The sequence below is a fragment of the Streptomyces sp. McG3 genome (assembly GCF_018619185.1).
Taxonomy (GTDB): Bacteria; Actinomycetota; Actinomycetes; order Streptomycetales; family Streptomycetaceae; genus Streptomyces.
On record NZ_JAAXYC010000090.1, the window covers coordinates 1 to 26,635 of the forward strand.

Consider the following 26,635-nt stretch of genomic DNA (forward strand, 5'->3'; position numbering starts at 1 on the left):
GGGCCGGCGGGTGGGCCGGTGGCACGTGTCAGACGTCGCCGGACCGTCTTCCGGGGAAGAGACCGCGCCGTCGGTGGGCCACCGGGCGGGACAGGGAGTTGTCCAGCCGCCCCACCATGTCATCGGTGGTGAGATTTCGCGCCATCCGGGGGATCAGCGAGGCACCGAATTCGGCCATGCGTTCGTCATGGGTCGCGTACTGCGCACGGGCCTGGACGGTGCCGCCGCCGGAGGCGAAGGAATCGGCGGCGGCCGGGGAGATCATCCGGGCGATCAGCGAGGTGTCGAAGACCGGGAGGAGCGAGCGGAGCTGTTCCGCGTCGAGCGTCGTCCCGTGGTCGAACCACTCGTGGCACAGCTCGTGCAGGATCACGTGCTGGGTCTGGTAGGCGGTCGGCCGGCGGCGGTAGAGGACGAGGCTGGTGCCGCCCGCCTTCAGGCGCAGTCCGCAGGCGGCGTTGACGCGGGCGAGGCGGTCCGGCATCTCGTGCAGCCGGATCGTGCGCCCGCTCGTCTCCTCCATGTTGGCGACGAGCTTGTCCAGCGTGAAGGGAACCGGGATGGGCAGGTCGGCGAGCCCGGCCTCGCACTCTCTCCGCAGTTTCCGCAGGGACATGACCAAGACGCTACGCTGCCGGACCCGCCGGGCGGTGGTTCGCGGCGGAATCGTTGCCGCCGCTCTGCCTCTCCGGCCCGTCCTTCTCCCGGGCCGCGTCCTCCAGCAGGGACAGGGCGAACCGCAGCAGTTCCGGCGGGAGCCCGTCGTCGTCCAGACCCCGGCCGGCCAGGCCGCTGATCTCCCCGGTGCGCCGCTTGGCCAGGAACTGGAGCCCGGCGACGACGTCGTCGACGACCTCGGACTCCTCCTTGAAGAAGCGCCAGTCGACGCCGAACCCCAGGCCGAGGGCCTTGAGGATGTCCTCGGAGGGCTGGGTGACCTTGCCGGCCAGGATGTTGGAGAAGTAGCTGTGCGACAGCGCGCCGCCGCGGTCGCGGACCAGCTCGGCGAAGACCCGGCCCGAGATCTTCTGGCCGGGGAAGGTCTTCTCGACCATGTACTCGACTTTTTCCCGCAGTGAGCCGAGGCGGGGAAGCTCGTCCGGACCGGGGGGATCGACGGGTCCAGGACCGCGTTCGTCGCCGTCGTCCATGGCCATCCGGGCCTCCACGATCACCTCGGAGTCGGAACTGAGCTTGCGCAAACACTCTACGTCACTGTTAACTCGAAAAAACACGGGCAGGGGACCACGAGGGGAGTCCCTTGCCCGTGAATGATCCTGTGCCCCGCGGTGCCCGGAGCGGGCTCCGGACAGGGGTGTAGCCCTTCACGACGGGGGATGCGTGAAGGGCTACGCGTGCATTATGGCCCCACGGTCCTCCCGGCGACAACTGACCGGTCGGTCAGTGATCCATGGGGGTGGGTCCGCCGTGTCCTTCCCGGTGGCCCAAATCTGTTCCGGCCGCGATAGACATGACCTTGCCCGGCGATTAGGGTTTCTTGTGCAGTCACGTGAAACAGGTGTACGCAGCAGAAGCGCACCCCGCAGGCGTACGGCGCCCGGCTCCTCCGGTCGCGCGTGACGGAAGAGGTGCAGATGCCCCCGGAGACCCCCTCGCACGCCAACGACCGGCTCGACGACGACGATTACCCCGCCTACACGATGGGGCGAGCCGCGGAGATGATCGGTGCGACGCCGGGGTTCCTCCGGGCGATCGGCGAAGCCCGGCTGATCACCCCGCTGCGGTCCGAGGGCGGCCACCGCCGCTACTCCCGCTACCAGTTGCGCATCGCCGCCCGCGCCCGTGACCTGGTCGACGCCGGCACGCCCATCGAGGCCGCCTGCCGCATCGTCATCCTGGAGGACCAGCTGGAGGAGGCGCTGCGCCTCAACGAGGAGCTGCGCGGCCGGTCCGCCCGCTCCGGCGGTCCCGCCGAGCGCTGACGGGCGCCGCGCCGCAGGTCGCGCGGGGTGCCGCGCGGCCCCGGGGGGATATCTGCATTCGTCAGCACAGAATTTCGCGCAATGCGCGATGAGGCTTTTCTCTTCCCGGTCTGTTCCGACACGGCCGGTGATATTAGGCACCCGCCTCTCCCGGTCCCCTCGTGCTAGTGTTGATCTCAGTTGCAGTTGTGGTTCCCAAAAACTTCAAGTGTTCTTGCCGGTCGGATGTCGGCGGGCACACTTTTGTATTTCCGGTGTTCTTCCGGACGGGGTAATCATCGCGGCGACGTGGGGTCCGCACAGTGTGGGCCCGCGGGCTCTGCCCCTAAAGGAGATATGACATGGCTACTGGCACCGTGAAGTGGTTCAACGCGGAAAAGGGCTTCGGCTTCATCGAGCAGGACGGCGGCGGCGCCGACGTCTTCGCCCACTACTCCAACATCGCCGCCTCCGGCTTCCGCGAGCTGCAGGAGGGCCAGAAGGTGAACTTCGACGTCACGCAGGGCCAGAAGGGCCCGCAGGCCGAGAACATCACCCCCGCCTGATCACTCAGGCAGTACTGCGCAGCTGGGGCCCGCACCTTGGGGTGCGGGCCCCGGCTCGTTGTCGTTTCCGGGGCCCGCTCTGCGCGCCCCCCGACGAAGCCGCGTCCGGTGCACTGTTTCCCGGCGGCCGGGCTTCGTTTTCTTTTGTCATTTCATCGGCTCGTTCTTGCGATTCTGGGTGCCGTTCACGGTCGCTTCCCGAAAAAGAATCCCTCGATACGTGCCCCATCGAGGAAAGGTTCTAGATGAACCGCGAACGCACGCCCCGCTCGAACGACCGATTCTCCCGCACCCGCTCCGGCGGTGCCCCCCGTTACTCCGGTGGTGGCGGCGGTGAGCGCCGCGCCGCGGGCTTCGGCGGCGGGCCCAAGCGCTCCGGCGGTTCCGGCGGCTCCGGCCGGTCCGGTGGCTACGGCCGCCGCTCCGCCTCCGGCGTCAAGGGCGAGTTCGCCCTGCCGGTGACCGTCACCCCGGCCCTCCCCGCCGCCGAGACCTTCGGCGAGCTGGAGATGCCCGCACCGCTGAAGGCGGCGCTGGTCGCCGAGGGCATGACCGTGCCCTTCCCGATCCAGGCGGCCACCCTGCCGAACTCGCTGGCCGGCCGGGACGTCCTGGGCCGCGGCCGCACCGGCTCCGGCAAGACGCTCGCCTTCGGCCTCGCGCTGCTGGCCCGCACCGCCGGCCGCCGCGCCGACGCCAAGCGCCCGCTCGCCCTGGTCCTCGTCCCCACCCGGGAGCTGGCCCAGCAGGTCACCGACGCGCTCACCCCGTACGCCCGGTCGCTGAAGCTGCGCATCGCCACCGTGGTCGGCGGCATGTCCATCGGCCGCCAGGCCAGCGCGCTGCGCGGTGGCTCCGAGGTCGTCGTCGCGACGCCGGGCCGCCTCAAGGACCTGATCGAGCGCGGCGACTGTCGGCTGGACCGCGTCACCATCACCGTCCTCGACGAGGCCGACCAGATGGCCGACATGGGCTTCATGCCGCAGGTCACCGAGCTGCTCGACCAGGTAAACCCGGACGGGCAGCGGATGCTCTTCTCGGCCACCCTGGACCGCAACGTCGACCTGCTGGTGCGGACCTACCTGAAGGACCCGGTCGTGCACTCCGTCGACCCGGCCGCCGGCGCCGTCACGACGATGGAGCACCACGTCCTGTACGTCCAGGGCGCGGACAAGTACGCCACCACGACGGAGATCGCGGCCCGCGACGGCCGCGTGATCATGTTCCTGGACACCAAGCACGCGGTGGACAAGCTCACCGACCACCTGCTGCACAGCGGGGTCCGGGCGGCGGCGCTGCACGGGGGCAAGTCCCAGCCGCAGCGCACCCGCACCCTGGAGCGCTTCAAGACCGGGCACGTCACCGTGCTGGTCGCCACCAACGTCGCGGCGCGCGGCATCCACGTCGACAACCTCGACCTGGTCGTCAACGTGGACCCGCCGAGCGACCACAAGGACTACCTGCACCGCGGCGGCCGTACCGCCCGCGCCGGGGAGTCCGGCAGCGTCGTCACGCTGGTGCTGCCCAACCAGCGTCGCGAGATGACCCGGCTGATGGCGGACGCCGGGATCACCCCGCAGATCGCCCAGGTCCGCTCCGGTGAGGCCGAGCTGAGCCGGATCACCGGTGCGCAGGCGCCCTCCGGCGTCCCGGTCGTCATCTCCGCCCCGGCCAAGGAGCGCGGCAGCAGCCGCGGCGGCGCGTTCATGGGCCGCGGCACCAAGCGCGGCGGCAGCGGGGCTCCGGCCCGGGGCCGTCGTCCCGGCGTGCCGACGCCCGAGGCCCGTGCGGCCGCGACGCAGCGCCGGAACAACCGCGCCGCGTGATCCGTGCGGCCGGCGGTCCGCCGCCGGCCGCCCCGTACGCCCGGCGATCCCCCCGCCGGTCCGTGCACCGGGCCCCTCGCCCGGGCCCCCTTACGTCCCCTCCGTGCACTCGACACGTCCCCCGTGCACTCGACCCCTGTTGAGGAACCATGCGCTGTGTCATCGCCCGCTTCCCCTTCGATCTGTTCAAGAACGAGGTGGAGGACTCGATGAAGGGCATCAAGCCCGAACCCGTCACCGGCGACGCGGTGGTCATCAGCCGCCGGGTCTACCCCGTCAAGCAGGTGGGTGAGATCATCACCCGGCAGGACCGCCGGGACTTCAGCTCCGCCGAGGTGGTCCGGGCGCTGTCCAAGCTCGGCTTCACCTGCCGTACCGCCGAGTCGGCCGTGCCCGCGCCGGCCCCCGCCCGTACCCCCCTGGAGACGGCCTCCGCACTCCTGGGGACTCCGGCGGAGGCGCGGAGCGAGGCTCCCGGAGCGGTGTCCGCACCCCGGGCCGACGGGGTCTGAGACCTGCTTCACCGCCCCGCGACGCCGACTTCGGGCGTCGCGGGGCGTGCGATGATCGCCGCCATGATGAGGAAGCTGACCGCGTTAGGCGTGACAGTGGTGGCGTCCGTGCTGCCCGTCACCGCCGCGCACGCCGACGAGACGCACACCGACGCTCACAACGGCCCGCAGGTGGCCCTGATCTCGACGGGCCAGATCGACGATCCGCTGGAGGACGTGCTGGAGCACGTCGCGGTATTCGGCCACAACATCATCGTGGACTGAACCTCCCCCCGGCTCCCGGCCGTTCGGCGTCTCAGGACGCGCGGGCGGCCGGTGGTTTCTGCCGGGCCCACGTCATGCGCGGCTCCAGCAGCGGCCGCAGCAGCCACCGGACCGGGGGCGTGCACAGCAGGGTGATCATGACGACAGCGCCCAGGGTGACGGCGACCGTTCCCATCGTGGTGTCGAAGAACGGGTCGTCGTAGAAGCCGCCGTACCGCAGGCCCCGGACGACGAAGCCGTGGAGCAGATACCCGTACAGCGTGCAGGTGCCGAGCGTGGTCATCCAGCTGCGGCCCTTGGGCACCCAGGCGAGGAAGCACGCGCCCAGCACGATCGCGGCCGCGAACAGCAGGAGCGTGGCGGTCGGGCCCGTCCACTCGGAGACGCTGAGCTCCTCGGTGCTGTTCTTCCGGAAGAACCACGAGGTCGAGGTCCGGGGCACCAGCCAGTACGCGAGCAGCATCCCGGCCACGAACACCGGCACCGAGACGACCCGCACCCAGGTGGAGCGGAGAGCCGTGAAGTGCTCCGGGCGCAGCCGCAGGCCGAGAACGTAGAACGGCAGGAACTGCAGGATGCGCTGGATCTGGAGGCTTCCGTCGGCCGCCGGTGACACCGTCGCCACGGCGGCGATGGCGAGGGAGACCAGCACGGGGAAGCGCACGGTCTGCCAGAGCGGGGTGGACAGCCGCCAGAGGAACAGGGCGGGCAGGAACCACAGCAGCCAGTAGGGCTCCAGCAGCGAGAGGGCGAAGTCCGGGTCGCGGGTCGCCCGGTGGAACAGCGTGTACAGGATCTCCAGCAGGACGTAGGGCACCAGCAGGCTGGTGACCAGCTTCCACACCCGGTCCGGCCGCAGTTCGAAGTTCCGCGAGAAATAGCCCGCTATCAGGATGAACACCGGCATGTGGAACGTGTACACGAAGGTGTACGCGGCTTCCACGAGGCGACCGGGGGGCAGGGGCTCCCACGCGTGTCCGATCGCCACCAGCACGATCGCCAGGTACTTCGCGTTGTCGAAGAAGTGGTCACGGCCGTCGGGCGGTGGCGTTCCGGTCGCCGGGGCGCCGGCAGCGGCGGTGGGGCGCGGCTGCTCGGAGGTGAGGGGGGAAGGCATCCTGACACCCTAGAACGCGGAGGCGTTCCCTCCACCCACTGTGGTGTGCGTCACTTCCCGTCGGCCCGCCCGGGCGGCTCCGCGCTGCCTTCGGCGGCCAGGTGCGGCAGGATCCGGTCCAGGGGGCCCGGGATCCACCAGGCGGCCCGGCCCAGCAGGGTCATCACGGCGGGGACCAGCAGCAGCCGTACGACGGTGGCGTCGATGAGCACGCTGGCGGCCAGCCCGAGTCCCAGCATCTTCACGACGATGTTGTCGCTGATGACGAACGCGGCGAAGACGCTCACCATGATCAGAGCCGCACAGGTGATGACCCGGGCGGTGATCTCCAGCGCGTGCGCCACGCTCGCGCGCGGATCCCCGGTGCGCACCCACGCCTCGTGGATGCGGGAGAGCAGGAAGATCTCGTAGTCCATGCTCAGCCCGAAGACGATCGCGAACATCATCATCGGGACGTAGCTCTCGATCGGGACGTCGCCCGACACCCCCAGGGCCGGGCCGCCCCAGCCCCACTGGAAGACGGCCACCACGACCCCGTACGAGGCGGCGATCGACAGGACGTTGAGCACGGCGGCCTTCACCGCGACGAGCAGGCCCCGGAAGACGGCCAGGATGACCAGGAACGCCAGGCCCACGACGACCGCGATGATCAACGGCAGCCTGCTGGAGACGATGTCCAGGAAGTCGACCTGGGCGGCCGTCGTGCCGGTGACGTAGGTGCTCGCGTCGTAGCCGGAGACGGCCTGCGGCAGGACGGCGTCGGTGAGCCGGTTCGTCAGGGAGGTGGTCCGCCCGTCCTGCGGGGCGGCCACCGAATAGGCGGTGGCGGTCAGCACGTCGCCGTCCGAGGTGGCGGTGAGCGGGGTGATCACCTCGGCGTCCGGGACGTTCGTCAGCGCCTTCTGCGCCTGGTCGGCCAGGGCGGAGCGGTCGGAGGAGTCCACCTTGCTCTGGTCGATGACCAGGGTCAGCGGGCCGTTGGAGCCGGGGCCGAAGGCGCTCGACATCAGATCGAAGGCGCGCCGGTCGGTGAACGACTTCGGGTCGGCGCCGTCGCCGATGTGGCCGAGCTGGATGAAGAGCAGGGGGAAGGACAGGACGGCCAGCACCACCACCCCGCCGGCCAGGAACCACCAGGGCCGCCGCTCCACCCGCTGCGCGTACCGGTGCCAGCCGCCGGGCTCCGCGCCGTCCGTCGCCGGCACGGTCTCGGCCACCGGTTTCCGTACCCGCACCCGGTCGACGCCGCGGCCGATGAGGCCGAGGACCGCCGGTACGAGGGTGAGGGCGCCGAGCACCGCGGTGACGACGGTGACCGCCGCGGCCAGGCCGAGCTTGCCGATGAAGCCGATGCCGGAGACCCACAGGCCCGACAGCGCGATGATCACCGTGCAGCCGGAGAGCAGCACCGCGTGCCCGCTGGTGGCGGCGGCGTTCCCGGCGGCGGTCACCGGGTCCTGGCCGTCGACCAGGTTCTGCCGGTGCCGGGTGACCAGGAAGAGGGCGTAGTCGATGCCGACGCCGATGCCGATCATCGTGGCGAGCGTCGGGGAGACGGTCGCGAAGGTCGCGGCGGCGGCCAGCAGCCCCAGCAGCGCGAGCCCGCACAGGGCGCAGACCAGGGCGGTGACCAGCGGCAGCACGGCGGCCAGCAGGCTGCCGAAGCCGATCAACAGGACCACGATCGCCACCCCGAAGCCGATCGCCTCGCTGGTGCGGTCGCTCGGTTCGGGCCGGGCCAGCTCACCGAGCGACCCGCCGTACTCCACCGTCGCCCCGGCCGACCGCAGCGGCTGCACCGCCCGGTCGACCCCGTCCAGGTAGGACGGGTCGAAGGTGGAGGGCTGGGCGCTGAAGCGGACGGTGATGTAGGCCGTCTTCCCGTCCGTGGAGAGCGGCCCCGTGTTCGGGTCGGGCGGCGGGGGCGGGGTGGAGCCGGACGGCGGCAGCGGGTTCTGCGCGGACAGCACGTCCGGGAGCTTCTGGAGGTCGGTGACGGCGGTGGCGACCTGGTCGGAGAGCGAGGTGAGCGGCTTGTCCGCGTCGTGCAGCACCACCTGCGCGCTGTAGCCGCCGGCCGAGGGGGCGTGCGCCTTCAGGACGTCGAGGCCCTCCTGGGACTGGGTGCCGGGCAGGGAGAAGTCGTCGGAGTAGTCGCCGCCGTACGCGTGCTGGAGGACCTGGAGCCCGGCGAGCGCGGCCACCCACAGGACGAGGACGGTCACGAAGTGCCGGGCGCACCACTCGCCCGTGCGGCGCAGCGCTCCCCGGCGGCGTGCGGGGTTCTCCCCGTCGGTGGGGGCCTGTGACGAGGGCATGCGGTGCCTGCTTCCTGCCCGTTCCGGCGCGGAGCCTCGGCCGAGACGCTTCGGACTTCGCATTCAACGGCTTCCGCCGTCGCCCGGCACGCCGGTGCGGGGGAACGGGTGACGGCTGCGGCCGGGGGCTGTCCGGGGGGCGCTCCTGGGGCAACCCCCACCTCGGCCCACCGGGCTCCCGGATGGGCACCGTGCCCCGGCTCAACAAGGCTGTGTCCATGACTACTTGGACCCGAAAGGCCCTGCTCCTCACCGTCTCCGCCGCCGCCGCGGCCGGCACGCTGACCGCTGTCGGCGCGCCCGTGGCGCACAGCCGCCCGGCGGGCCCCGCCACACCCCCGCTCGTCTGGGGGCCCTGCGCACCGATCCCGGGGACGCCCGTCCCCGACGGGCAGCAGTGCGCGACGCTCCGCGTTCCCCTGGACTACCGCGTTCCCGGCGGGCGCACCGTCGACGTGGCGGTCACCCGACTGCGCACCGACCGGCCCGAGGCCCGGCGCGGGGCGCTGGTGGTGGTCCCCGGCGGCCCCGGCTCCTCGGGGGTCCAGCGCCTCGCGCAGAAGGGCGAGGCGTTGCGGGCGGCGACCGAGGGCGCGTACGACCTGATCAGTCTGGATCCGCGCGGGGTCGGCCGGTCCACCCGGGCGGGCTGCGGGATCCCGGAGGCGGACCGGCACCTGGTGACGCTGCGCTCCTGGCCCGCGGCGGACGGCTCGATCACGGAGAACGTCGAACGCGCCCGCCGCACCGCCGCGTCCTGCGCCCGCGACGGCGGCCCGGTCCTGCGGTCCTTCACCTCGGGGAACGAGGTCCGCGACATCGACCGGCTGCGTGCCGCCCTGGGCGAGCGGAAGGTGTCCGTCTGGGGCTCCTCGTACGGGAGTTACGTCGGCGCCGTGTACGCGCAGGAGCACCCGCGCCGCGTCGACCGGCTGGTCCTGGACAGCACCGGCGACCGGGACCCGGCGCGGGTGGCGTACGGCTGGCTGGCCAACATGGCGCCGGGCGCCGCGGACCGCTTCCCCGACTTCGCGGCGTGGGCGGCGGACCCCGCCCGGGACGCCGAAGGGCTCCGGCTGGCCCGGCACGCCGAGGGTGTGGAGCCGCTGTTCCTCGCGCTGGCCCGGGAGCTGGACCGGGTGCCGAAGGAGTCGGACGTGCCCGGCGTCCCGCTGACCGGGATCCGGCTGCGGCAGGCGCTCCAGCTCGCCCTGTACAGCGACTCCGCGTTCGCCCCGCTGGCCCGGCTGATCCGGTCGGCGCAGGACCCGGAGGTCCGTCCGGCGCTGCCCCGGGAGCTCGCGGGCGCGCTGCCGGACGAGGACGCGGGGCTGACGATGGCGGTGGTCTGCAACGACGTGCGCTGGCCCGGGCCGGCCTCCGGGTACGCCGGCCGGGTCGCCGCCGACCGGGCGCGGTATCCGCTGACGGGCGGGATGCCGGTGAACATCACCCCGTGCGCCTTCTGGAAGTACGACGAGGAGCCGCGGCCCACCCGGATCACCGACGAGGGCCCTTCGAACGTCCTGATGATCCAGAGCCTGCGCGACCCGGCCACCCCGCTGGCCGGGGCCCTGAAGATGCGGGTGGCACTCGGCGAGCGGGCCAGGATGGTCACCGTCGGACAGGGCGGGCACGGGATGTACCTGGGCAACGGCAACGCCTGCGGCGACCGGGTGGTCAGCGACTTCCTGGTGACCGGGAAGCGGCCCGCCCGGGACACCCACTGCCCGAACTGACCCGGTGCCCCCGAGGGTGCAGAGGGTGTCATAGCGTCTGATTCCGGGATGTTCCTTGCTATACACGAGCGATGGAGCACCCGGGAACCCTCGTCCTGATCATGGCCCTGGCGGTTCTCGCCCCGCTGCTCGGTTACGCGACCGGGCGGTGGCTGCCGGTCCCCGTCGTCATCTTCGAGATCGTCCTCGGGATCCTGGCCGGGCCCGATGTGCTCGGCTGGGCCCACCACGACCAGGTCATCGACACCCTGTCCGACCTCGGGCTCTCGATGCTGATCTTCCTGGCGGGTTACGAGATCCGGTTCGCCGAGGTCCGCGGTGACACGCTGCGCCGGGCCGGCGGGGCGTGGGTCCTCTCGTTCGCCGCCGGGCTCGGCGTCGCGCTGCTGCTCAGCGGGGCGGACCTGGCGAAGAGCCTGGTCATCGGCACCGCGCTCACCAGCACGGCGCTGGGCGCCGTCCTGCCGATCCTGCGGGACTCGGGGCGGCTGGAGGGGCGGTTCGGGTCGGTGGTGATGGCGTTCGGGTCGGTCGGGGAGTTCGGTCCGATCATCGCGATGGCCCTGCTGTTCAGCGGCCGGAGCCCGGGGGCGGCGAGCGCGGTGCTGGCCGTGTTCGCGGTCGTCACGGTGGGCGCGGTGTTCTGGGCGATGCGGCCCCGGCCGCCGTGGTTCGCCCGGCTCATCGCCGTGACCCTGCACTCCAGCGGCCAGTTCGCGGTCCGCTTCGTGATGCTGCTGCTCGCCGGGATGCTGGGCCTCGCCCACGTCTTCGGCCTGGACACCCTGCTCGGCGCGTTCGCCGCCGGGATGCTGACCCGGCTCGTCCTCCAGGGGGCGGTGCCCGAACGCAGCGGGGAGATCCTGGAGCGGATCGAGGCGATCGGGTTCGGCTTCCTCGTGCCGTTCTTCTACGTCGTCACGGGCATCGACTTCGACCTCGCGGCGCTCCTGGACGGCGGGCGCCCGCTGCTGCTCCTGCCGGTCTTCCTGCTGCTGTTCCTGCTGGTGCGCGGGGTTCCGGCGTATCTGCTGGCCCCGCGCGACCTGACGGGGCGTGCCTCGCGGTCCGCGCTCGGGCTGTTCGCGTCCACCTGTCTGCCGCTGGTGGTCGCGATCACCGCGATCGGCCTGGACGAGAAGGTGATCGGGGCGGGCGAGGCCGCCGCCCTGGTCGCCGCGGCGATGGTGTCGGTGCTGGTGTTCCCGCTGCTGGCGTTCCGGCTGCTGCGCCGGGAGGAGGGCGACGGGGGCAAGGCCGTCCCGGACCGCGCGGCGGAGACCGGTGAGGCGTGGTGAGGTCCCGCGCCTCCTGGGGCCCGTACTAGAGCGTGCCGTCCTCCGTCGGTACGCACAGGACCGGGACCGGGGACATGTGCAGCAGTTTGTGCGGGGTGGAGCCGAGCAGGGCTCCGCGCATCGGGCTCTCGCCCCAGGTGCCGACCACGATGACCCGGGCCCCGTGGCGTCCGGCGGCCTCCAGAAGGGCCTGCGCGGGGCTCTCGTCCAGCACCTCCACACTCGCGGGTACGCCTGCCTCCTCGGCGGCGGTGAGCGCGTGCTCCAGGCCGGTGCGGCCGGCCTGCCGGATCGCTTCGTAGTGGCTGCGGTACTCCGCCCCGTCGCGCAGCCCGGGGGCGGCGGCCCCGTAGACGAGCACCAGCTCCTCCCCGTACGCCGCCGCCACCTCGATGGCGATGCGCAGGGCACGGGCCGCGCCGGGGGACTCGTCGTAACCGAGGACGACCGACATCTCAGCGTTCCTTCCGGGCGGGGGCGTGCACCAGGTCCGGGTCCGCGACCCCCGGCCGCTCCTGCCAGAACACCGCGTCCCGCAGCCGCCACACCACCATCAGGACCACGCCGACCAGGGAGATCACGATGCCGATGACGAGCGGCGGGCCGAGACCGAACCAGGAGGTGCCGCTGTAGGAGTTGGCCGGGTCGGACATGTCGATGACCGAGCGCACCAGCAGCCAGGCCAGCAGCCCGGCGCCGACCACCGGGCCGAGGCCGATGAGCAGGAAGTTGCGCACGCTCTCGGTGAGGTGGCGCCGGTAGTAGACGGCGCAGGCCACCCCGGTGAGCGCGTAGTAGAAGGCGATCAGCAGCGACAGCGCGGTGAGCGAGTCGAAGAGCGCGTTGGTGGAGATCTGGTTGACCACGACGTACCAGGCGATGGCGATCCCGGCGACCCACCACGTACTGACGTCCGGGGTGCGGAACCGGGGGCTGATGTGCCCGAAGTGCCGTGGCAGCGCCTGGCGGCGGGCCATGGACAGGGCGGTCCGGGACGCCGGGATGATCGTGGTCTGGGTCGAGGCGATCGCGGAGGTCGCCACCGCCAGCAGCAGGATCCAGTCCCAGCCGCCCAGGACGTCCCCGGCGAGCTGGGCGAAGACGAACTCCTCCTCGCCCGCGTTCTCCGCCAGGAACGCCGTGCCGGCGAAGGCGACGACCGCGACGGCGACCGACAGATAGGTCACGAGGAGGACGACGGTGGACCAGAGGCCCGCCCTGCCCGGGGCGCTCGCCGAGTTCTCGGTCTCCTCGGTGAGGTTGACCGCGGACTCCCAGCCCCAGTAGATGAACACCCCGAGCAGCAGCCCGCCGGTCAGCGCCGCCCCGCCCGCGCCGAACGGGTTCAGCCAGCCGAGGGAGGGTTCGATCGAGTCGAAGCCGGTCGTGCCCGCGTAGACCCGGTAGAGCGCCACCACGACGAAGACCAGCAGGAACGCGATCTGGAGGAGGATCAGCACGTTCTGCACCTTCGCCGACAGCTCCGTGCCGATGACGCAGAGCCCGGTCATCACGATGATCAGGAGGACGGTGAGCAGTTGGCGTACGAAGTCGTTCTCGACCCAGCCGTCCAGGCCCACCGCCAGCAGCGTGAAGCTCACCGCCACGTCGGCCAGCGAGCCCACCACCAGGACGCCGGTCATGGTGATCGCCCAGCCGCCCAGCCACCCCGCCCAGGGGCCCATCGCCCGGGTCACCCAGGAGAACGTCGTGCCGCAGTCCTGGTCGACCTTGTTCAGGTAGTAGAACGCCGAGGCGATCAGCAGCATCGGCACGAACGAGGCGAACATGACGCCCGGGGCGTAGAGCCCCACCAGGGCGACGATCGGGCCGATCACGGCGGCCAGCGAGTACGCCGGAGAGGTCGCGTTGAGACCGATGACAAGGGCGTCGACGAACCCGATCGCGTTCGGCTTGAGGCCGACCGCCGGTTCGTCCCGCACACGGTCGTGGGCCATGGTTCCTCGCTCCGCCGGGCACCCCCGCCGGGAGCGGGCGATGATCCGGATCTCATCGTAGGGAGACCCGGCGATACCCGCATTCCGGACGAAACGCTCCCACCGGTGACCTGTCACCCGAACGGCCCGCTCCTCTGCGAAGCCGGAGGTCAGACCGCAGGGTGGAGTGCATGTGGTCCCGCCGACTCGTCCTGGGCGCTCTGCTCCTGCCCCTGGCCCTCCTGGTGTTCGGGGACGGCCCGGCGTTCCACGCGCCAGGGGCGGAGCTGGCCTCCGGACCCCGTCCGCCGCGCGGACTGCCGCAGCCGGCCGTCGTCAGCCGCCGGGAGTGGCACGCGGACGAGGAGCTGGTCCGGGAGGGGCCGCACTACACCGGCGCGGCGCGGGCGGTGTTCGTCCACCACACCGGCAACCCCAACGACTACGACTGCGCGGACGCCCCCGACCTGATCCGGGCCGTCCAGAGCGACCACATCCGGCAGGACGGCTGGGACGACATCGGCTACAACTTCCTCGTCGACCGCTGCGGCACCATCTACGAGGGCCGCGCAGGCGGCGTCGGCCGCTCGGTGCTCGGCGCGCACACCAAGGGGTTCAACACCGACACGGTCGGCATCGCGGCGATCGGGAACTTCGGCGCTGGGGCCGAGGTCCCGAAGCCGATGATGGACGCGCTGGTGAAGCTGGCCGCCTGGAAACTGCGGCCCGGGGCGGATCCGCTGGGCATGGTCGACCTGGTCTCGACGAACGACGAGAGCCGCTTCGACGAGGGCCAGGTGGCCCGGCTGCAGGTCATCTCCGGGCACCGCGACAGCTTCGAGACCCGCTGCCCGGGCGACGCGCTCTACGGGCTGCTGCCCGAGCTGCGGGAGCGCGCCGCGAAGCTGCGCGCCGCCGCCCCCGGGCACTCGGCGGCGGCCCGGCTGCGCCCGTACGTCTGAGCCGTACGTCCGAGCCCGGACGGCTCGGCTACCGGGCGACGAACTGGGTGAGTATGGCCTGCACCTCGTAGATGTCGACGCCCTTGGTGAACGTCTTCTGGAGCGGGGTCGCGCTGCCCGAGATCCAGATCTTCAGCTCCGCGTCGAGGTCGAACGTGCCGGCCGTCTCCACGGAGAAGTGCGTGATGCTGCGGTACGGGACGGAGTGGTACTCCGTCTTCTTGCCGGTGATGCCCTGCTTGTCGACGAGGATCAGCCGCCGGTCCGTGAACAGGATCGTGTCGCGGATCAGCAGGAACGCGGCGTGCACCTGCTCGCCCTGCCCGAGCAGCCGCGCGTAGTCCTGCTGGGCGGTGGCCGGGTTGATCGTGTGGGCGTTGCCGAACAGTGCCATGAGGTCCCCGTTTCTCCGTTTTTCTCCGTCGTGTCCTACGGGAGTACGTGTGCGGTGGGGTTCTGGTTCCCGGACCGGACCGGCCGACACCTCCCGGCCACCTCCCCACTACAGCGGGACGACCGTCGCCTCGGTGGCCTTCACGCTGGTCCAGACGGTGCTCCCGTCGGCGATGCCCAGGTCGGCGGCGGCCCCCGGGGTGATCTCCGCGACCAGGTCCGGTGCCTCGGCGGAGGTGATCAGCAGCCGCAGCCGGCTGCCGCCCGAGGTGATCTCGCGGACGGTGCCGGGCCAGACGTTGCGGGGGGAGCCGGTGGGCCTCTCCCGGTGTACGGAGACGGCTTCCGGGGCGATGACCGCCAGCGCCTCCGTGCCCGCCGGGAGGGGTTCGGCGACCACGAGGTGGCCTCCGCCCTCCAGCGCGAGGCCGTCGGCGGTGGCGGTGCCGGGCCAGGCGTTGCGGCCCAGCATCCGGGCCACCCACGGCGAGCGCGGGTGCCGGGTGACCTCGGCGGGCGGCTCGTCCTGGAGGACCCGGCCGTCCTCCAGCACCAGGACCCGGTCGGCCAGCGAGACCGCCTCGACCGGGTCGTGGGTGACGATCAGGCAGACCCCGCCGAAGTCCGCGAGGTGCCCGCGCAGGGTGTGCCGCACCCGGGCCCGGGTGGTCTGGTCGAGGGCGGCGAGCGGTTCGTCCAGCAGCAGGAGGCGGGGGCGGGCCGCCAGCGCGCGGGCCAGGGCGACCCGCTGGGCCTGGCCGCCGGAGAGCTGGGCGGGCTTCCGGTGGGCGAGGTGGCCCACCCCGAGGCGGTCCAGCCAGCCCTGGGCCTCGCGCCGGGCCGCGGCGCGGGGAACGCCGTGGGCACGGAGCCCGTACGCCGTGTTGGCGAGGGCGCTCAGGTGCGGGAAGAGCGCGCCGTCCTGGGGCACCCAGGCGACGCCCCGGCGGTGCGGGGGGAGTCCCGTGACGTCGCCGTCGCCGAGGCGCAGGGCGGCGTGCGCGCGGGGCGTGAGGCCGAGGAGGGCCCGCAGGAGCGTCGTCTTGCCCGCGCCGTTGGGGCCGACCACCGCGATGGTGGTGCCACCCGGGGCGTCCAGCGTGAGGTGCGTGAAGCCGGTGACGTCGGCGTGCAGCGGCCAGAGCTCCGGCGCGGCCTTCGCCGGCGGGCCGGGGGCGGGCTCCGGAAGCGGGTCCGGGAAGGTGGCAGCCGGTTCCCCCGCGACGGCCGCTGCCGCCCGGCTCGCGGGGTCCCGGTGGTCGCCCGGGGTGCCGGTCCAGCGGCCCCGGAGCGCGATCAGGACGATCATCGCGATGGCCAGGAGCAGCAGGGACACCGAGGTGGCGGCCTCCGGCGAGTCCTGGAGCAGCAGATAGACCTGGAGCGGCAGGGTCTGCGTGGTGCCGGGGAGGTTCCCGGCGAAGGTGATGGTCGCGCCGAACTCGCCGAGCGCCCGCGCCCAGGTGAGGGCGGCTCCGGCGATCAGCCCGGGGGCGACCATCGGCAGCGTCACGGTGAGGAACACCCGGACCGGCGAGGCCCCCAGCGAGGCCGCGGTCTCCTCGTACCGGGGGCGCAGCCCGCCGAGCGCGCCCTCCAGCGAGATGACCAGGAACGGCATCGCGACGAACGTCGCCGCCAGCACGGCCCCCGAGGTGTGGAAGGGGAGCGTGACGCCGAAGGTGTCCTCCAGCCAGGGGCCGAGCAGCCCGCGCCGCCCGAACGCCAGGAGGAGGGCGACGCCGCCGACCGTGGGCGGCAGGACCATCGGCAGCAGCACCAGCGAGCGGACGAACGCCTTGCCGGGGAACGGCACCCGGGCCAGCAGCCAGGCCAGCGGCACCCCGAGCAGCAGGGAGAGCCCGAGCGCCCACAGGGAGACCACCAGGGAGAGCCGCAGCGCCTCGGTGGTGGCGTCGGCGGTGAGGTGGTCACCGAGTTCGCCCCAGGACGTGCGGACGAGGATCCCGGCGAGCGGCAGCATCAGGAACGCCACGGCCAGCAGGGCGGGCACCGTCAGCAGCAGGGGTGCGCGGGCCCCTGCGGTGCGGCGGCCGGGACGTCTCATCGGGAACCTCGTCGGGCTCGGAGTGCGGTGCGGTGCCCGGCAGGCCCGTCGGACGGGACGGTCTGCCGGGCGGTACGGGTCTGCCGGGGCGTGGTGCGGTTCACCGGTGCCGGCGGGGTGCGGTTACGGCTGCTGGAAGCCCGCGCCCTGGAGGATCTTCTGCGCGGCGGGCGTGGAGAGCCAGGCGACGAACGCTTCGGCGGCCTCGCCGTGCTTCGACGTCTTCAGCGTGGCGGCCGGGTAGGAGGCGATGGCGTTCTGCCCGTCCGGGATGTCGATCGCGTCGACCTTGTCGGTGGCGGTCGCGGCGTCGGTCTTGTAGACGAGCCCGGCGTCGGCCTCGCCCAGCGAGACCTTGGACAGGACCGCGCGGACGTTGGGCTCCTGGGAGACCGGCTTCACCTCGATCTTCTGCGCGTCGAGGATCTGCGCGCTGTAGCGGCCCACCGGCACCTCGGGGGCGGCCAGGACGACCTTCAGCTTCGGGTCGGCGAGGTCCTTCAGGCCCCCGACCTTCTCCGGGTTGCCCTCGCCGGTGGCGATGACGAGGCGGTTTTTGGCGATGACGGTCGGCTTCCCGGTGTCGCCGGAGAGGCCGTCCATCGTCTTGGTGTCGGCGGTGACCAGGGCGTCGGCGGGGGCGCCCTGCTTGACCTGGGCGGCCAGTTCCTGGGAGCCGGCGAAGGAGAACGTCACCTTCGTGCCGGGGTTCTCCTTCTCGTACGCGGCCCCCGCCGCCTTGAAGACGTCCGTCAGGGAGGAGGCGGCCAGCACGGTCAGGTCGGCCTGCGGGGCGCCCGTCGCGGCCGCCGGGCCGCTGCCCTCGCCCTTGTCCTTGGCGGAGCCGGAGTCGTCGCCGCAGGCGGCGAGCGGGATCAGGAGGGCGGTGGTCAGGACGGCGGCCGCCGCACGGCGGGGGTTGATCACACGGCGGTGGTTGATCAGCGGGGACATGAGGGTCGGGCTCCTTGGATTCTCGTCGTCGGCCGGTCTCAGACGCGGTCGATGTGCACGCTGGTCGACTTCACCCGGGCGGTCGCCCGCATGCCGACCTCCAGTCCCAGCTCCTCCACCGCCTCCCGGGTCAGGAGCGAGACGAGCCGGTGCGGACCGGCCTGGATCTCGACCTGGGCCGCGACGTCGCCGAGTTTCACCGCGGTGACGATGCCCGGGAACGCGTTGCGGGCGGAGGTGTACGCGGCCTCGTCCTCGCCGTCCGGGCCCTGGCCGACCTCGATCGAGAAGGCGGCCAGCGCGCGGCCGTCGATCAGACGGCGGCCGGCCTCGTCGCGATGGGTCGCGACCCGGCCGGCGTCGGCCCAGCGGCGTGCGGTGTCGGGGCTGACCCCGAGAAGTCGTGCTGCCTGACCGATTGTGTAGGACTGCATGTGCGACACGCTAGGCCATTTGGGCTGGCATTTACCATTCTCTGGACGATGATCCATCGCAGTTGCGAGAGGTCTCGGAGGAACGTACGGGGTGCGCGCACCGGCTCCCGCCGGGTGTGCGTACGGGCCGCGCCGGTTCGCCGGTCGCGGCCCGTACGGTGTGACGGCCCCGGGTCAGGTCGCCGGACTCGTCGCCGGCATCTCGCCCTTGGTGGTGGTCACGTCGATCACGGTGAACCAGGCGCCCTGTGGGTCGCTGAGCGCGGCGAACCGGCCGAACGGGCTGTCCACCGGCCCGTACCGCAGTACCCCGTCTAGCTCGGTCGCCTTCGCCACGGCGGCGTCGCAGTCGGGCACGGCGAAGTACACGTTCAGGTACGAGGGCACCTCCGGCGGGAAGTCGTCGCCCATCGTCATCCGGCCCAGGACCGTCTCCCCCCGGACGTCGAACATGGAGAAGTCCATCGTCTCGTCGTCGAACCTCCGCACGGTGTAGGGGAAGACCGCCGGGTAGAACGTGTCCACCTTCTTCGGGTCCCGGGTGAAGACCTCGCCCCAGCAGTACCCGCCGGGAGCGCCCATCTCCGTCCCGAACCCCTCGTGGCTGCCGGCCTGCCAGATGCCGAAGACGGCTCCACCGGGGTCGCGGGCCAGGGCCATCGTGCCGAACTCGCCGACCCGCATCGGCTCCATCAGCACCTCGCCGCCGTTCGCGCGGACCTTCTCCGCGGTGGCCGCCGCGTCCGGCGACGCGAGGTACAGGCACCACGCCGACTGGCCCTCCGCGCCCGGCATCGGCGGGACGACCGCGGCGGCGGCCTTCCCGTCCGCGTACGCCTGCGTGTAGTTGCCGAACTCCGACACGCTCTCGCCGAACGTCCAGCCGAGTACGTCACCGTAGAAGCTCTGGGCGCCCTCGACGTCGGCGAACATGGCGTCCGCCCAGCACGGAGTGCCCTCGGGTTGTACAGCCATGATGCCGGTCCTTCCCTGGAGTCCCTGTCCTCGGCCCCACCCGTACGGGCCCCCTGCCCGCAACGGCAACGCTAGTCAGCCGGGGGCCGGTCCGCGCGCTGGGGAGATTACGCACTAGTGCGTATACCGTGTGCGCTAGTGCGAAGATGGCCATGGGTTAGGATCGGCCCATGTCCGCACTTCCTCCTCGGCCCGTGACGCTGACCGGGCAGCACGTCGAACTGGTCCCGCTGACCTTCGGCCACCTCGACGACCTCTTCGCGGCGGGCGGCGGGGACGAGGAGGTGTGGCGCTGGCAGGGCGGCCCGGCGCCACGGACCCGCGAGGAACTGCGCGAGCGCATGGAGGAGGTGCTCGGCAACGCGCAGTACGTGCCGTTCGCCGTCGTCCACCGGCCGAGCGGGCGGGCCGTCGGCTGGACCACGTACATGGACGTCGTGGTGGCGGACGAGCGCCTGGAGATCGGCTGGACCTGGTACGGCCGGGCCCACTGGCGCTCGGCGGTGAACTCCGAGACGAAGCTCCTGCTGCTGACGCACGCCTTCGAGGAGTTGGGCATGGGGCGCGTCCAGCTGAAGACCGACCACCTCAACGAGCGCTCGCAGGCGGCCATCGCCCGGCTCGGGGCGCGGCGCGAGGGCGTGCTCCGGAGGCACCGGCGGCGGCCGGACGGGAGCTGGCGGGACAGCGTCTACTTCTCACTTCTGGCCGACGAGTGGCCCGCGGCGAAGGCGCGTCTCACCGCGCGGCCGGCCGCGGGCTGAGAGGGGCGGGGGAGGGGAGCCCAACGGGCTCTCCCGGTCCGCTCGGGCCCTTCCGTGTCACCCCCGGGCCCGGTGCCGGACGGGCCGCTCCTCCGCGGCGTACTCCGCGCAGTCGGGGTTCTCGCAGGGACCCGCGCGCCAGACGGGGACGAAGATCCCGAGGGTCTTGTGGCGGTGGATCTCGGAGTGGACGGGGTGCTTGCAGGTCGGGCACATGAAAGCGGCCCGCTGTCGGGTGTCACGCTCTTTGCTTGCCATTTACTCACGATAGGCGGGGCGGGAGATTTTGGAAAGTCTTTCCCTTTGCGTTGCCGGGGAATGGCGTTGCCTTCTGTGACCCTACTTGTCCGTATCGGCGTCGGACGCCGATACGCCGCCCGGGCTTTTCGGTGGACGCCGCATGCTCAGGGTCACCGAAACCGCCAGAATGACGATGATCACCGCGAGACTCACCGGCGACGGAATCTCCGGGATCGAGGTGCTGATCATCTTGTGGGAGGCCTGGAGGATGAGCTTGACCGCGATGAAGGCGAGGATGATCGCCAGCCCGTGGCTCAGGTAGTGGAACCGGTCGAGCAGCCCCGCCAGCAGGAAGTACAGGGCCCGCAGCCCCAGGATCGCGAAGGCGTTGCTGGTGTAGACGATGAAGAGGTCGTCGCTGACCGCCAGCACCGCGGGCACGCTGTCGACCGCGAAGATCAGGTCGGCCGCCTCGATCGCGGCGACCACCGCGAGCAGCGGAGTGGCGACCCGCCGCCCCTCCTCGCGGACGACGAAGTGCGTCCCGGAATAGTGGTCCTGGACCGGCATCACTTTCCGTAGCAGCCGCACCGCGAAGCTTTTTCCGGGGTCGAAATTCTCCTCCTGGCCGCTGAGGATCTTATAGCTGCTGTAGAAAAGGATCGCGGCGAAGAGGAACAGGACGAAGGTGAAGCGGTTGACCACCGCGACGCCGAGCGTCAGGAACACCGCGCGGAACACGAGTGCGCCGATGACGCCGAAGAAGAGCACCCGGTGCTGATACTCCCGGGGCACCTTGAAATACGCGAAGATCAGCGCGAAGACGAAGAGGTTGTCGACCGAGAGGCTCTTCTCCAGCAGCCAGGCGGTCGTGTACTCCGTTCCGGCGGTGCTTCCGAGCGTCAGGAAGACGACCGCGCCGAAGATCAGCGCGAGGCTCACCCAGAGGGCGCTCCACAGCCCGGCCTCCTTGAAGCCGATGACATGCGCCTTGCGGTGCGCCAGAAGGTCGACCGCCAGCGAGACGACGACGGTCACGGCGAACACGATCCACAGCCACACCGGTACGTCCACGCCGGGTTCCTCCCACTCGGGTTTTTACGAGTGTGACCCGCCCGCTCCGTTGCCGCCCGCCGGAGAGCGCCGGGTGGCCGCCGCGACCGAGGCCATCAGCTCCGCGTCGAGGAACGAGGGGTCGGCCAGCCGGGTGGCGGCGGCGTAGGAGTTCAGCAGCGCCTTGGTGACCCGCAGCGCGGCCTCCGGACGGCGGACCACCGGCTTCGCCCAGGCGGCGACCGCCGCGTCCAGCTCCGCCTCGGGCACCACCCGCTGGAGCACCGACAGCTCATATGCCTCGGCGGCGTCGAAGGCCCGGCCGGTGAGGATCAGCTCGCGGACCCGGGCCGCGCCCACCTCGTGGATCAGCCGGGGCAGCAGCCCGCCCCAGGCGGTCGGCAGCCCGAGCGCCAGCTCCGGCAGCCGGAAGGCGGCGGTGTCCGCGCCGACCCGCAGATCGCAGGCGAGGGCCAGCGCGAACCCCGCGCCGACCGCCTTGCCCTGCACCCGGGCGATGGTCACCGCCCGCCCGCCGGAGATCGCCTCGCAGACCCGGCGGGCCTTCTCCCCGGCGACCCGGATGCCCCGGCCGGCGGGGTCCTCCTCCAGCCACTCGGCGAACTCGGTGCGGTCCCCGCCCAGGCAGAAGTCGTCCCCCGCGCCGCTGAGCACCAGCACCCGCACCTCGGGGTCCGGGTCGGCGACGATGTCCAGCAGCTCGTCGAGCATCGCCCCGGTCACCGCGTTGCCGCTCGTGGGCGCGTGCAGCTCCACGTACAGGACGGGCCCCTCGCGCCGGGTGCGTACCGTCGGCGAGCGGTCCTCGGAGCGGCCGGCCGGGGTGAGGAATTCGGGGAGCGAGAGCTTCACAGGGCCACGCCCAGAGAGGTGATCCGTCTGAAGACCATCCGGGGGGCGTACACCGGCGGTGAGACGGTGTGCAGGGTGGGGAAACGATCCAGCATCCGCGCCAGCAGCGTCCGCGCCTCCAGCTTGGCCAGCGCCGCGCCCAGGCAGTAGTGCACCCCGCCGCCGAAGGTGAGGTGGCTGCCGCCGCGCAGGATGTCGAAGGCGCCCGGATCCGGGTTCCGCCGCGGATCGTGGTTGGCCGCGCCGTACAGGACGTGGATCATGCTGTCCTTCTTGATCGGGACCCCGGCCAGGACGGTGTCCTCGGCGGCGATCCGGGTGTTGATGTGGATGGGCGGGTCGTGACGCAGGACCTCGTCGACGGCCGCGTCGATGTGCTCCGGGTACTTCCGCAGCCACGCCCACCGGCCGGGCTCGGTCAGCAGGGACGTCATCGAGGAGAGCAGCGTCGCGGTGGTCTCCAGCGAGGCGATGGTGACGAACATGGTGAGCCGGTAGAGGATCTCGTCCGCCCGCTCCCGGTCCGGCTCCATCGCGTCCCAGGTGTGGATCCAGCCGGTCAGCACGTCGTGGCGGGGCTCCGCCCGGCGGCGGGCGACCAGACCGGTGAAGTAGGCCCGCAGCCGCAGGGTCGCCTCCGCGGAGACGGCGAGCTGCGACTTGGTGGGGAGCAGTTCCTGGGCGAACACCTGGTTGTGGGTGATCTCCAGGATGTCCGGGTAGTCCTCGGGCGGTATCCCCAGCCAGGCGCCGACGGTCATGACCGGCAGCTGCTCGCTGACGGTGGAGACGAAGTCGGCCTCGCCCCAGCGGAGCTTCTCCGCCAGCTCGTCGAGGAGCCGGTCGGCGTCGCGCTCGACGTCGGGGGTGAGGCGTTCGATGGTGGAACGGTCGAAGAGGTTGCCCAGGGAGCGGCGCTGGCAGGTGTGCTCGGGGGCGTTGAGCCGGGCGAGGGTGGTGGTCATCTCCCGGGTCGCCATCGCGTCCCACTGCTTGGAGTCGTCCTGCCGCTGCTGCCAGGCGAGATCCGGGGCGAGCCAGTTGCGGCCCCGGAGCACCTGGCTGCAGGCGTCGAAGCCGGTGACGAAATACCCGTTCCACGGAGCGCGGACGACGTCACCCATCGCCCGGAGCTCCGCGAGTATTCCGTAGGGCTCGGCCTGTCCTTCCGGGGAATTGAGTCTGCGGAGCAGACCGATGACCGCGCGCCGTCCGTCGGGCGTCCTGGTTGTACCGCCAGTGATGCTCACGCAGAGTTCCTCGACCTAGGCCCGTGGTTACCGCACTGAACCTACCCCTCCGGATATCGACGCCAAGCATCCTTCTTTGTTGCCCCCGTCACATGCAATCGTCACTAAATGCCCGTTGTCATATGCGAATTGTCGGCCCGTGGGTCATACGCGGAAGACGTCGAGGAATGAACTCCACCAGCCCTTCTGCTTCTTCGCCGGCTCCTGGGCGTGACGGGGTGTCACGGAAGGGGCGGAGGGGGTGTTCCGGAACGGGTCGGGCAGCTGGGCCGAGGTCGCGGCCGGGGGCTGCGCCCCGGTCCCCGCACGCCGCGCGGCGGTCGGGGTGAACCGTACGGGCAGCGCGACCAGCGCCCGGTGGAACGGGCCGGGCCGCCAGGCCACACCCGAGGCGGGTACGGCCAGCGCGAGGTCCGGGACGGTGTTGAGGATCTTCTCGATCGCGGTCAGCGCGATCAGCGTCGCGGGCGACTTGGCCGGGCACACGTGCGGGCCCGCGCCCCAGGCCAGGTGGGCGCCCTTGCTCAGGGTCTGGCGGGCGTCGGTGAGCCCCGGGTCACTGTTCGCGGCGGCGAAGCTGATCAGTACGGGGGTCTCCGCCTTCAGTACGATCCCGTCCAGCTCGATGTCCCGCACCGGGTAGTGCGTCGCGTAGTTGGCGATCGGCGGGTTGTTCCACAGGACGTCGTCCAGCGCGTCCTCGACGAGCAGCCCCGCACCGCGCCGCTCGGGCGTGCCCGGCTGGTCGCCCGCGAGCATCAGCAGCAGCGCGTTGCCGATCAGATTGCGCTCCGGCTCCACGCCCGCGCCCATCAGCATCACCAGCTGGTCCTTCAACTCCTCGTCCCGCAGTCCCGCCGGGTGCTGGATCAGCCAGGAGGTGATGTCCTCGCCGGGCTGGCGGCGCTTGATCGCGACCAGCTCCATCAGGCACTCGGTCAGCTCGGCGTTGGCGCGGAGCACGTCCTCGCCGTCGAAGATGGCGGACATCGAGCGGGTCAGCCGGTCGCCGATGTCGCCGGGGCAGCCGAAGAGCTGGTTGAACAGCAGCAGCGGCAGGAGCTTGGCGTACTCGTTGAGCAGGTCGGCGGTGCCGCGCTCGATGAACTGGTCGATCAGGTAGTCGGCGATCCGCTCGACGTCCCGGCTCAGCCGACTGCTGTTCAGCCGCGACAGCGACTCGGTGACCGCCTTGCGCAGCCGCAGGTGCTCCGCGCCGTCGGTGAACAGGCAGTTGGGCCGGTAGATCATCATCGGCAGGACGGGGCTGTCCATGGGGACGGCGCCCTCGCGCAGCGCGGCCCAGCGCCGCGAGTCCCGGGCGAACAGCGCCGGGTTCTGGAGCACCCGCAGCGCCGCCTCGTGCTGCACGATCAGCGTGGCCTCCACTCCGGGGGCCAGCTCGATGGGCGCGGCGGGGCCGTGCGCCCGGGACGCGTCGTAGAAGCGGTGCGGATCGGCGGCGAACTCCGGTCCGTACAGAGACGTCTGCTGCTGGTGCATGGGGCACCCGGCGGGCGCGCTGTACGGGGTGGCTCCCGGCTGCGGGTCCATGTCGGCTTCCTCGGTGTGATCGCGGGGCCCGGTCGGCCCCGGCTCGGGATACGTCTGGGGGTGCGTCAGGCCGCGTGCGCGAGAAGGTGGCGGACCAGGGTGATGAGGGCCTGCGCGGAGGAGTTCTGGTCCCGGGCGTCGCAGAAGACGACCGGGGTGTCCGGCAGCAGGTCGAGCGCCTCGCGCAGTTCGTTCTCGGCGTGCTGCGAGTACGGGTCGAAACTGTTGACGGCGACCGCGTACTCCAGCCCGTACGTCTCGACCAGGTCGATGACGGGGAACGTGTCGGCGAGCCGCGCCGGGTCGACCAGGAGCAGCGCGCCCAGCGAGCCGCGCGCCATGTCCTCCCACAGCTCCACGAACCGCTGCTGGCCCGGCGTACCGAACAGGTACAGCACCAGCTCGTCGCTGAGCGTCAGGCGCCCGAAGTCCAGGGCGACCGTCGTCGTCTTCTTGTCGGGGGCCCCGCGCAGATCGTCGACCTGGGCCGCGGCCTGGGTCATCCGCTCCTCGGTGCGGAGCGGGGTGATCTCGGACAGTGTGCCGATCAGCGTCGTCTTGCCCACGGCGAAGTGCCCGACGACGAGGATCTTCGCCGCGCGCTGCACCGCGTCCGGCACATAGATGCTCTCAGCCGAACCGGACTTGGAGTCCATGCAACACCTCTTCGAGGATCTTCCTGTCAACGAGCTGGGCAGGCGGCGGCGCCTTCCGGCGCAGCAGGTGTCCCTGCTGGTTTAAATCCTGGAGCAGGAGACGGGCCACCCCGACCGGCAGGCCGAGGTGGCCGGCGACCTCGGCCACCGACAGATAGCCGCCGGAGCACAGCTCCCAGATCGCCTTGACCTCGGGGCTCGGGTTCGGCGGCGGCTGCCGGTCGGGAGCGAGGGTGACCAGGGTGACCAGGGAGAGGTCCTCCGCGTCGGGCAGCCCCCGTCCGCCGGTGATGACGTAGGACCGGACGAACCCGCTGCTGACCTGCTGCTCCTCGCCCGGCGCCGTCATATCTCGCTGCTCGCGTTCTGGCGGGGCGGCGTGGTCATCGCCTTCCCGAGTGCGGTGACCTGCTGCTGCATCCGGAAGGACATCGCCTCCATGTCCACGTCGGCGGCGGCGGTGGCGGCCAGGTAGGCGCCGGTGCCGGCGGCGATCAGGAAGATCCAGCCGTCCTCGTACTCCAGGAGTGTCTGCCGCCAGCGGCCCGGCTCACGGGTTCCGATGAACGGGGCGACGGCCCGGCTGAGGGACTGCATGGAGCTCATCGCCGCGGCGACGGTCTCCGCGTCGTCCCGGCCGATCTCGCTGGAGTTGGCGAGCAGCAGGCCGTCGGCGGACACCAGGATCGCGTGCCGGGCGCCGGGTACCTGGAGCAGGTCGTTGAGTACCCAGGACAGATCGGGGTTCACTGGAACTCGGGTCCTTCCGTCGTCGTCGTGTCGCGTCCGGACCGGGTGCCGCGCTGGAACGCGCCCAGTCGGGAGGCGGTCTCCTCGTTGCTGCGCACGGGCTCCGGTTCCGCCGATGGCACCGCGGAGACCGGGCTCTTACGACGACGCTTCGGCAGCCCCCCGGCGGTGGTGGTGATCTGGGCCAGCGGCTGGGTGGCGGTGTCGGGC

General features: G+C 71.8%; 28 protein-coding genes and 1 pseudogene. 9 read left to right on the plus strand and 20 right to left on the minus strand.

The window, feature by feature from the left end:
* Positions 1 to 28 precede the first annotated feature (28 nt).
* Together HET64_RS16920 and HET64_RS16925 are read right to left on the minus strand one after the other, a co-directional pair.
* Positions 29 to 616 carry a toxin gene (locus HET64_RS16920; protein WP_215106412.1) on the minus strand — a complete coding sequence of 196 codons (588 nt, stop codon included), beginning with the start codon at positions 614 to 616 and terminating at the stop codon, positions 29 to 31.
* 10 nt (positions 617 to 626) lie between these two features.
* Complete coding sequence (locus HET64_RS16925; RefSeq protein WP_215106414.1) at positions 627 to 1,202, minus strand: hypothetical protein; 576 nt, start codon at positions 1,200 to 1,202, stop codon at positions 627 to 629.
* A 393-nt stretch (positions 1,203 to 1,595) separates the two neighbouring features.
* On the opposite strand from HET64_RS16925, the gene HET64_RS16930 reads away from it, so the two are divergent.
* From HET64_RS16930 to HET64_RS16950, 5 genes are all read left to right on the plus strand, one after another.
* Positions 1,596 to 1,943 carry a MerR family transcriptional regulator gene (locus HET64_RS16930; protein WP_215106416.1) on the plus strand — a complete coding sequence of 116 codons (348 nt, stop codon included), beginning with the start codon at positions 1,596 to 1,598 and terminating at the stop codon, positions 1,941 to 1,943.
* 341 nt (positions 1,944 to 2,284) lie between these two features.
* Complete coding sequence (locus tag HET64_RS16935; protein ID WP_015609674.1) at positions 2,285 to 2,488, plus strand: cold-shock protein; 204 nt, start codon at positions 2,285 to 2,287, stop codon at positions 2,486 to 2,488.
* Between the two features lie 245 nt (positions 2,489 to 2,733).
* The gene (locus tag HET64_RS16940; protein WP_215106418.1) at positions 2,734 to 4,314 is read left to right on the plus strand and encodes a DEAD/DEAH box helicase; all 1,581 of its coding nucleotides are present in this window, start codon (positions 2,734 to 2,736) and stop codon (positions 4,312 to 4,314) included.
* 149 nt (positions 4,315 to 4,463) lie between these two features.
* Positions 4,464 to 4,826: an SCO5918 family protein gene (locus tag HET64_RS16945; RefSeq protein WP_215106419.1), complete on the plus strand. Its 363-nt coding sequence runs from the start codon at positions 4,464 to 4,466 to the stop codon at positions 4,824 to 4,826.
* 51 nt (positions 4,827 to 4,877) lie between these two features.
* Complete coding sequence (locus HET64_RS16950; protein ID WP_215106422.1) at positions 4,878 to 5,090, plus strand: hypothetical protein; 213 nt, start codon at positions 4,878 to 4,880, stop codon at positions 5,088 to 5,090.
* Positions 5,091 to 5,121: 31 nt separating this feature from the next.
* Here the strand turns inward: HET64_RS16950 and HET64_RS16955 are convergent, their stop codons facing one another.
* Together HET64_RS16955 and HET64_RS16960 are read right to left on the minus strand one after the other, a co-directional pair.
* A complete protein-coding gene (locus HET64_RS16955) occupies positions 5,122 to 6,207 on the minus strand; it encodes an acyltransferase family protein (protein WP_215106424.1) in 1,086 nt (361 codons plus the stop codon).
* A gap of 50 nt (positions 6,208 to 6,257) precedes the next feature.
* A complete protein-coding gene (locus HET64_RS16960; RefSeq protein WP_215106426.1) occupies positions 6,258 to 8,525 on the minus strand; it encodes an MMPL family transporter in 2,268 nt (755 codons plus the stop codon).
* Between the two features lie 218 nt (positions 8,526 to 8,743).
* Between HET64_RS16960 and HET64_RS16965 the strand changes: the two genes are divergently transcribed.
* Together HET64_RS16965 and HET64_RS16970 are read left to right on the plus strand one after the other, a co-directional pair.
* On the plus strand, positions 8,744 to 10,264 hold the full coding sequence (locus HET64_RS16965) for an alpha/beta hydrolase (RefSeq protein WP_215106428.1): 1,521 nt from the start codon (positions 8,744 to 8,746) through the stop codon (positions 10,262 to 10,264).
* Between the two features lie 71 nt (positions 10,265 to 10,335).
* The gene (locus tag HET64_RS16970) at positions 10,336 to 11,562 is read left to right on the plus strand and encodes a cation:proton antiporter (protein WP_215106429.1); all 1,227 of its coding nucleotides are present in this window, start codon (positions 10,336 to 10,338) and stop codon (positions 11,560 to 11,562) included.
* Between the two features lie 25 nt (positions 11,563 to 11,587).
* Here the strand turns inward: HET64_RS16970 and HET64_RS16975 are convergent, their stop codons facing one another.
* Positions 11,588 to 12,016 carry a universal stress protein gene (locus HET64_RS16975; RefSeq protein ID WP_215106431.1) on the minus strand — a complete coding sequence of 143 codons (429 nt, stop codon included), beginning with the start codon at positions 12,014 to 12,016 and terminating at the stop codon, positions 11,588 to 11,590.
* A 1-nt stretch (position 12,017) separates the two neighbouring features.
* Positions 12,018 to 13,520: an APC family permease gene (locus HET64_RS16980; protein ID WP_215106433.1), complete on the minus strand. Its 1,503-nt coding sequence runs from the start codon at positions 13,518 to 13,520 to the stop codon at positions 12,018 to 12,020.
* A 170-nt stretch (positions 13,521 to 13,690) separates the two neighbouring features.
* Between HET64_RS16980 and HET64_RS16985 the strand changes: the two genes are divergently transcribed.
* Positions 13,691 to 14,461, plus strand: coding sequence for a peptidoglycan recognition protein (locus tag HET64_RS16985; RefSeq protein WP_215106435.1), 771 nt, complete (start codon positions 13,691 to 13,693; stop codon positions 14,459 to 14,461).
* Positions 14,462 to 14,489: 28 nt separating this feature from the next.
* Here HET64_RS16985 and HET64_RS16990 read toward each other — a convergent pair whose 3' ends face one another.
* The 5 genes from HET64_RS16990 to HET64_RS17010 form a co-directional block, all read right to left on the minus strand.
* Entirely contained in the window at positions 14,490 to 14,855 is a 366-nt protein-coding gene (locus HET64_RS16990) for a PH domain-containing protein (protein ID WP_007447979.1), read from the minus strand.
* Between the two features lie 108 nt (positions 14,856 to 14,963).
* Entirely contained in the window at positions 14,964 to 16,922 is a 1,959-nt protein-coding gene (locus HET64_RS16995) for an ABC transporter permease (protein WP_215106437.1), read from the minus strand.
* Between the two features lie 123 nt (positions 16,923 to 17,045).
* Positions 17,046 to 17,876, minus strand: coding sequence for a molybdate ABC transporter substrate-binding protein (gene modA, locus HET64_RS17000; RefSeq protein WP_215106439.1), 831 nt, complete (start codon positions 17,874 to 17,876; stop codon positions 17,046 to 17,048).
* A 38-nt stretch (positions 17,877 to 17,914) separates the two neighbouring features.
* On the minus strand, positions 17,915 to 18,310 hold the full coding sequence (locus tag HET64_RS17005) for a molybdopterin-binding protein (RefSeq protein WP_215106441.1): 396 nt from the start codon (positions 18,308 to 18,310) through the stop codon (positions 17,915 to 17,917).
* Positions 18,311 to 18,484: 174 nt separating this feature from the next.
* Positions 18,485 to 19,285: a VOC family protein gene (locus HET64_RS17010; protein WP_215106443.1), complete on the minus strand. Its 801-nt coding sequence runs from the start codon at positions 19,283 to 19,285 to the stop codon at positions 18,485 to 18,487.
* A gap of 170 nt (positions 19,286 to 19,455) precedes the next feature.
* Here HET64_RS17010 and HET64_RS17015 point away from each other — a divergent pair, with 170 nt between their 5' ends.
* The gene (locus HET64_RS17015; protein WP_215106445.1) at positions 19,456 to 20,049 is read left to right on the plus strand and encodes a GNAT family N-acetyltransferase; all 594 of its coding nucleotides are present in this window, start codon (positions 19,456 to 19,458) and stop codon (positions 20,047 to 20,049) included.
* 57 nt (positions 20,050 to 20,106) lie between these two features.
* On the opposite strand, the gene HET64_RS17020 is transcribed toward HET64_RS17015, so the two are convergent.
* From HET64_RS17020 to HET64_RS17060, 9 genes and pseudogenes are all read right to left on the minus strand, one after another.
* Positions 20,107 to 20,307, minus strand: coding sequence for a hypothetical protein (locus HET64_RS17020; RefSeq protein WP_215106447.1), 201 nt, complete (start codon positions 20,305 to 20,307; stop codon positions 20,107 to 20,109).
* 81 nt (positions 20,308 to 20,388) lie between these two features.
* Positions 20,389 to 21,363 carry a TerC family protein gene (locus HET64_RS17025; protein ID WP_215106449.1) on the minus strand — a complete coding sequence of 325 codons (975 nt, stop codon included), beginning with the start codon at positions 21,361 to 21,363 and terminating at the stop codon, positions 20,389 to 20,391.
* Between the two features lie 24 nt (positions 21,364 to 21,387).
* On the minus strand, positions 21,388 to 22,215 hold the full coding sequence (locus HET64_RS17030) for an enoyl-CoA hydratase/isomerase family protein (protein ID WP_215106451.1): 828 nt from the start codon (positions 22,213 to 22,215) through the stop codon (positions 21,388 to 21,390).
* Positions 22,212 to 23,339, minus strand: a complete 1,128-nt coding sequence (locus HET64_RS17035; RefSeq protein WP_215106454.1) for a cytochrome P450 — start codon at positions 23,337 to 23,339, stop codon at positions 22,212 to 22,214. The genes HET64_RS17030 and HET64_RS17035 overlap by 4 nt, the downstream gene beginning before the upstream one ends.
* A 270-nt stretch (positions 23,340 to 23,609) precedes the next feature.
* A complete protein-coding gene (locus tag HET64_RS17040) occupies positions 23,610 to 25,019 on the minus strand; it encodes a cytochrome P450 (RefSeq protein WP_215106453.1) in 1,410 nt (469 codons plus the stop codon).
* A gap of 65 nt (positions 25,020 to 25,084) precedes the next feature.
* Positions 25,085 to 25,675, minus strand: a complete 591-nt coding sequence (locus tag HET64_RS17045) for an ATP/GTP-binding protein (protein WP_018960846.1) — start codon at positions 25,673 to 25,675, stop codon at positions 25,085 to 25,087.
* Complete coding sequence (locus HET64_RS17050) at positions 25,650 to 26,024, minus strand: DUF742 domain-containing protein (RefSeq protein WP_050358393.1); 375 nt, start codon at positions 26,022 to 26,024, stop codon at positions 25,650 to 25,652. Before HET64_RS17050 ends, HET64_RS17045 begins: the two co-directional genes overlap by 26 nt.
* Entirely contained in the window at positions 26,021 to 26,425 is a 405-nt protein-coding gene (locus HET64_RS17055; RefSeq protein ID WP_007452160.1) for a roadblock/LC7 domain-containing protein, read from the minus strand. Before HET64_RS17055 ends, HET64_RS17050 begins: the two co-directional genes overlap by 4 nt.
* A pseudogene (locus HET64_RS17060) lies at positions 26,422 to 26,635 on the minus strand (ATP-binding protein); the annotation flags it as partial. The gene HET64_RS17055 and the pseudogene HET64_RS17060, both read right to left, overlap by 4 nt.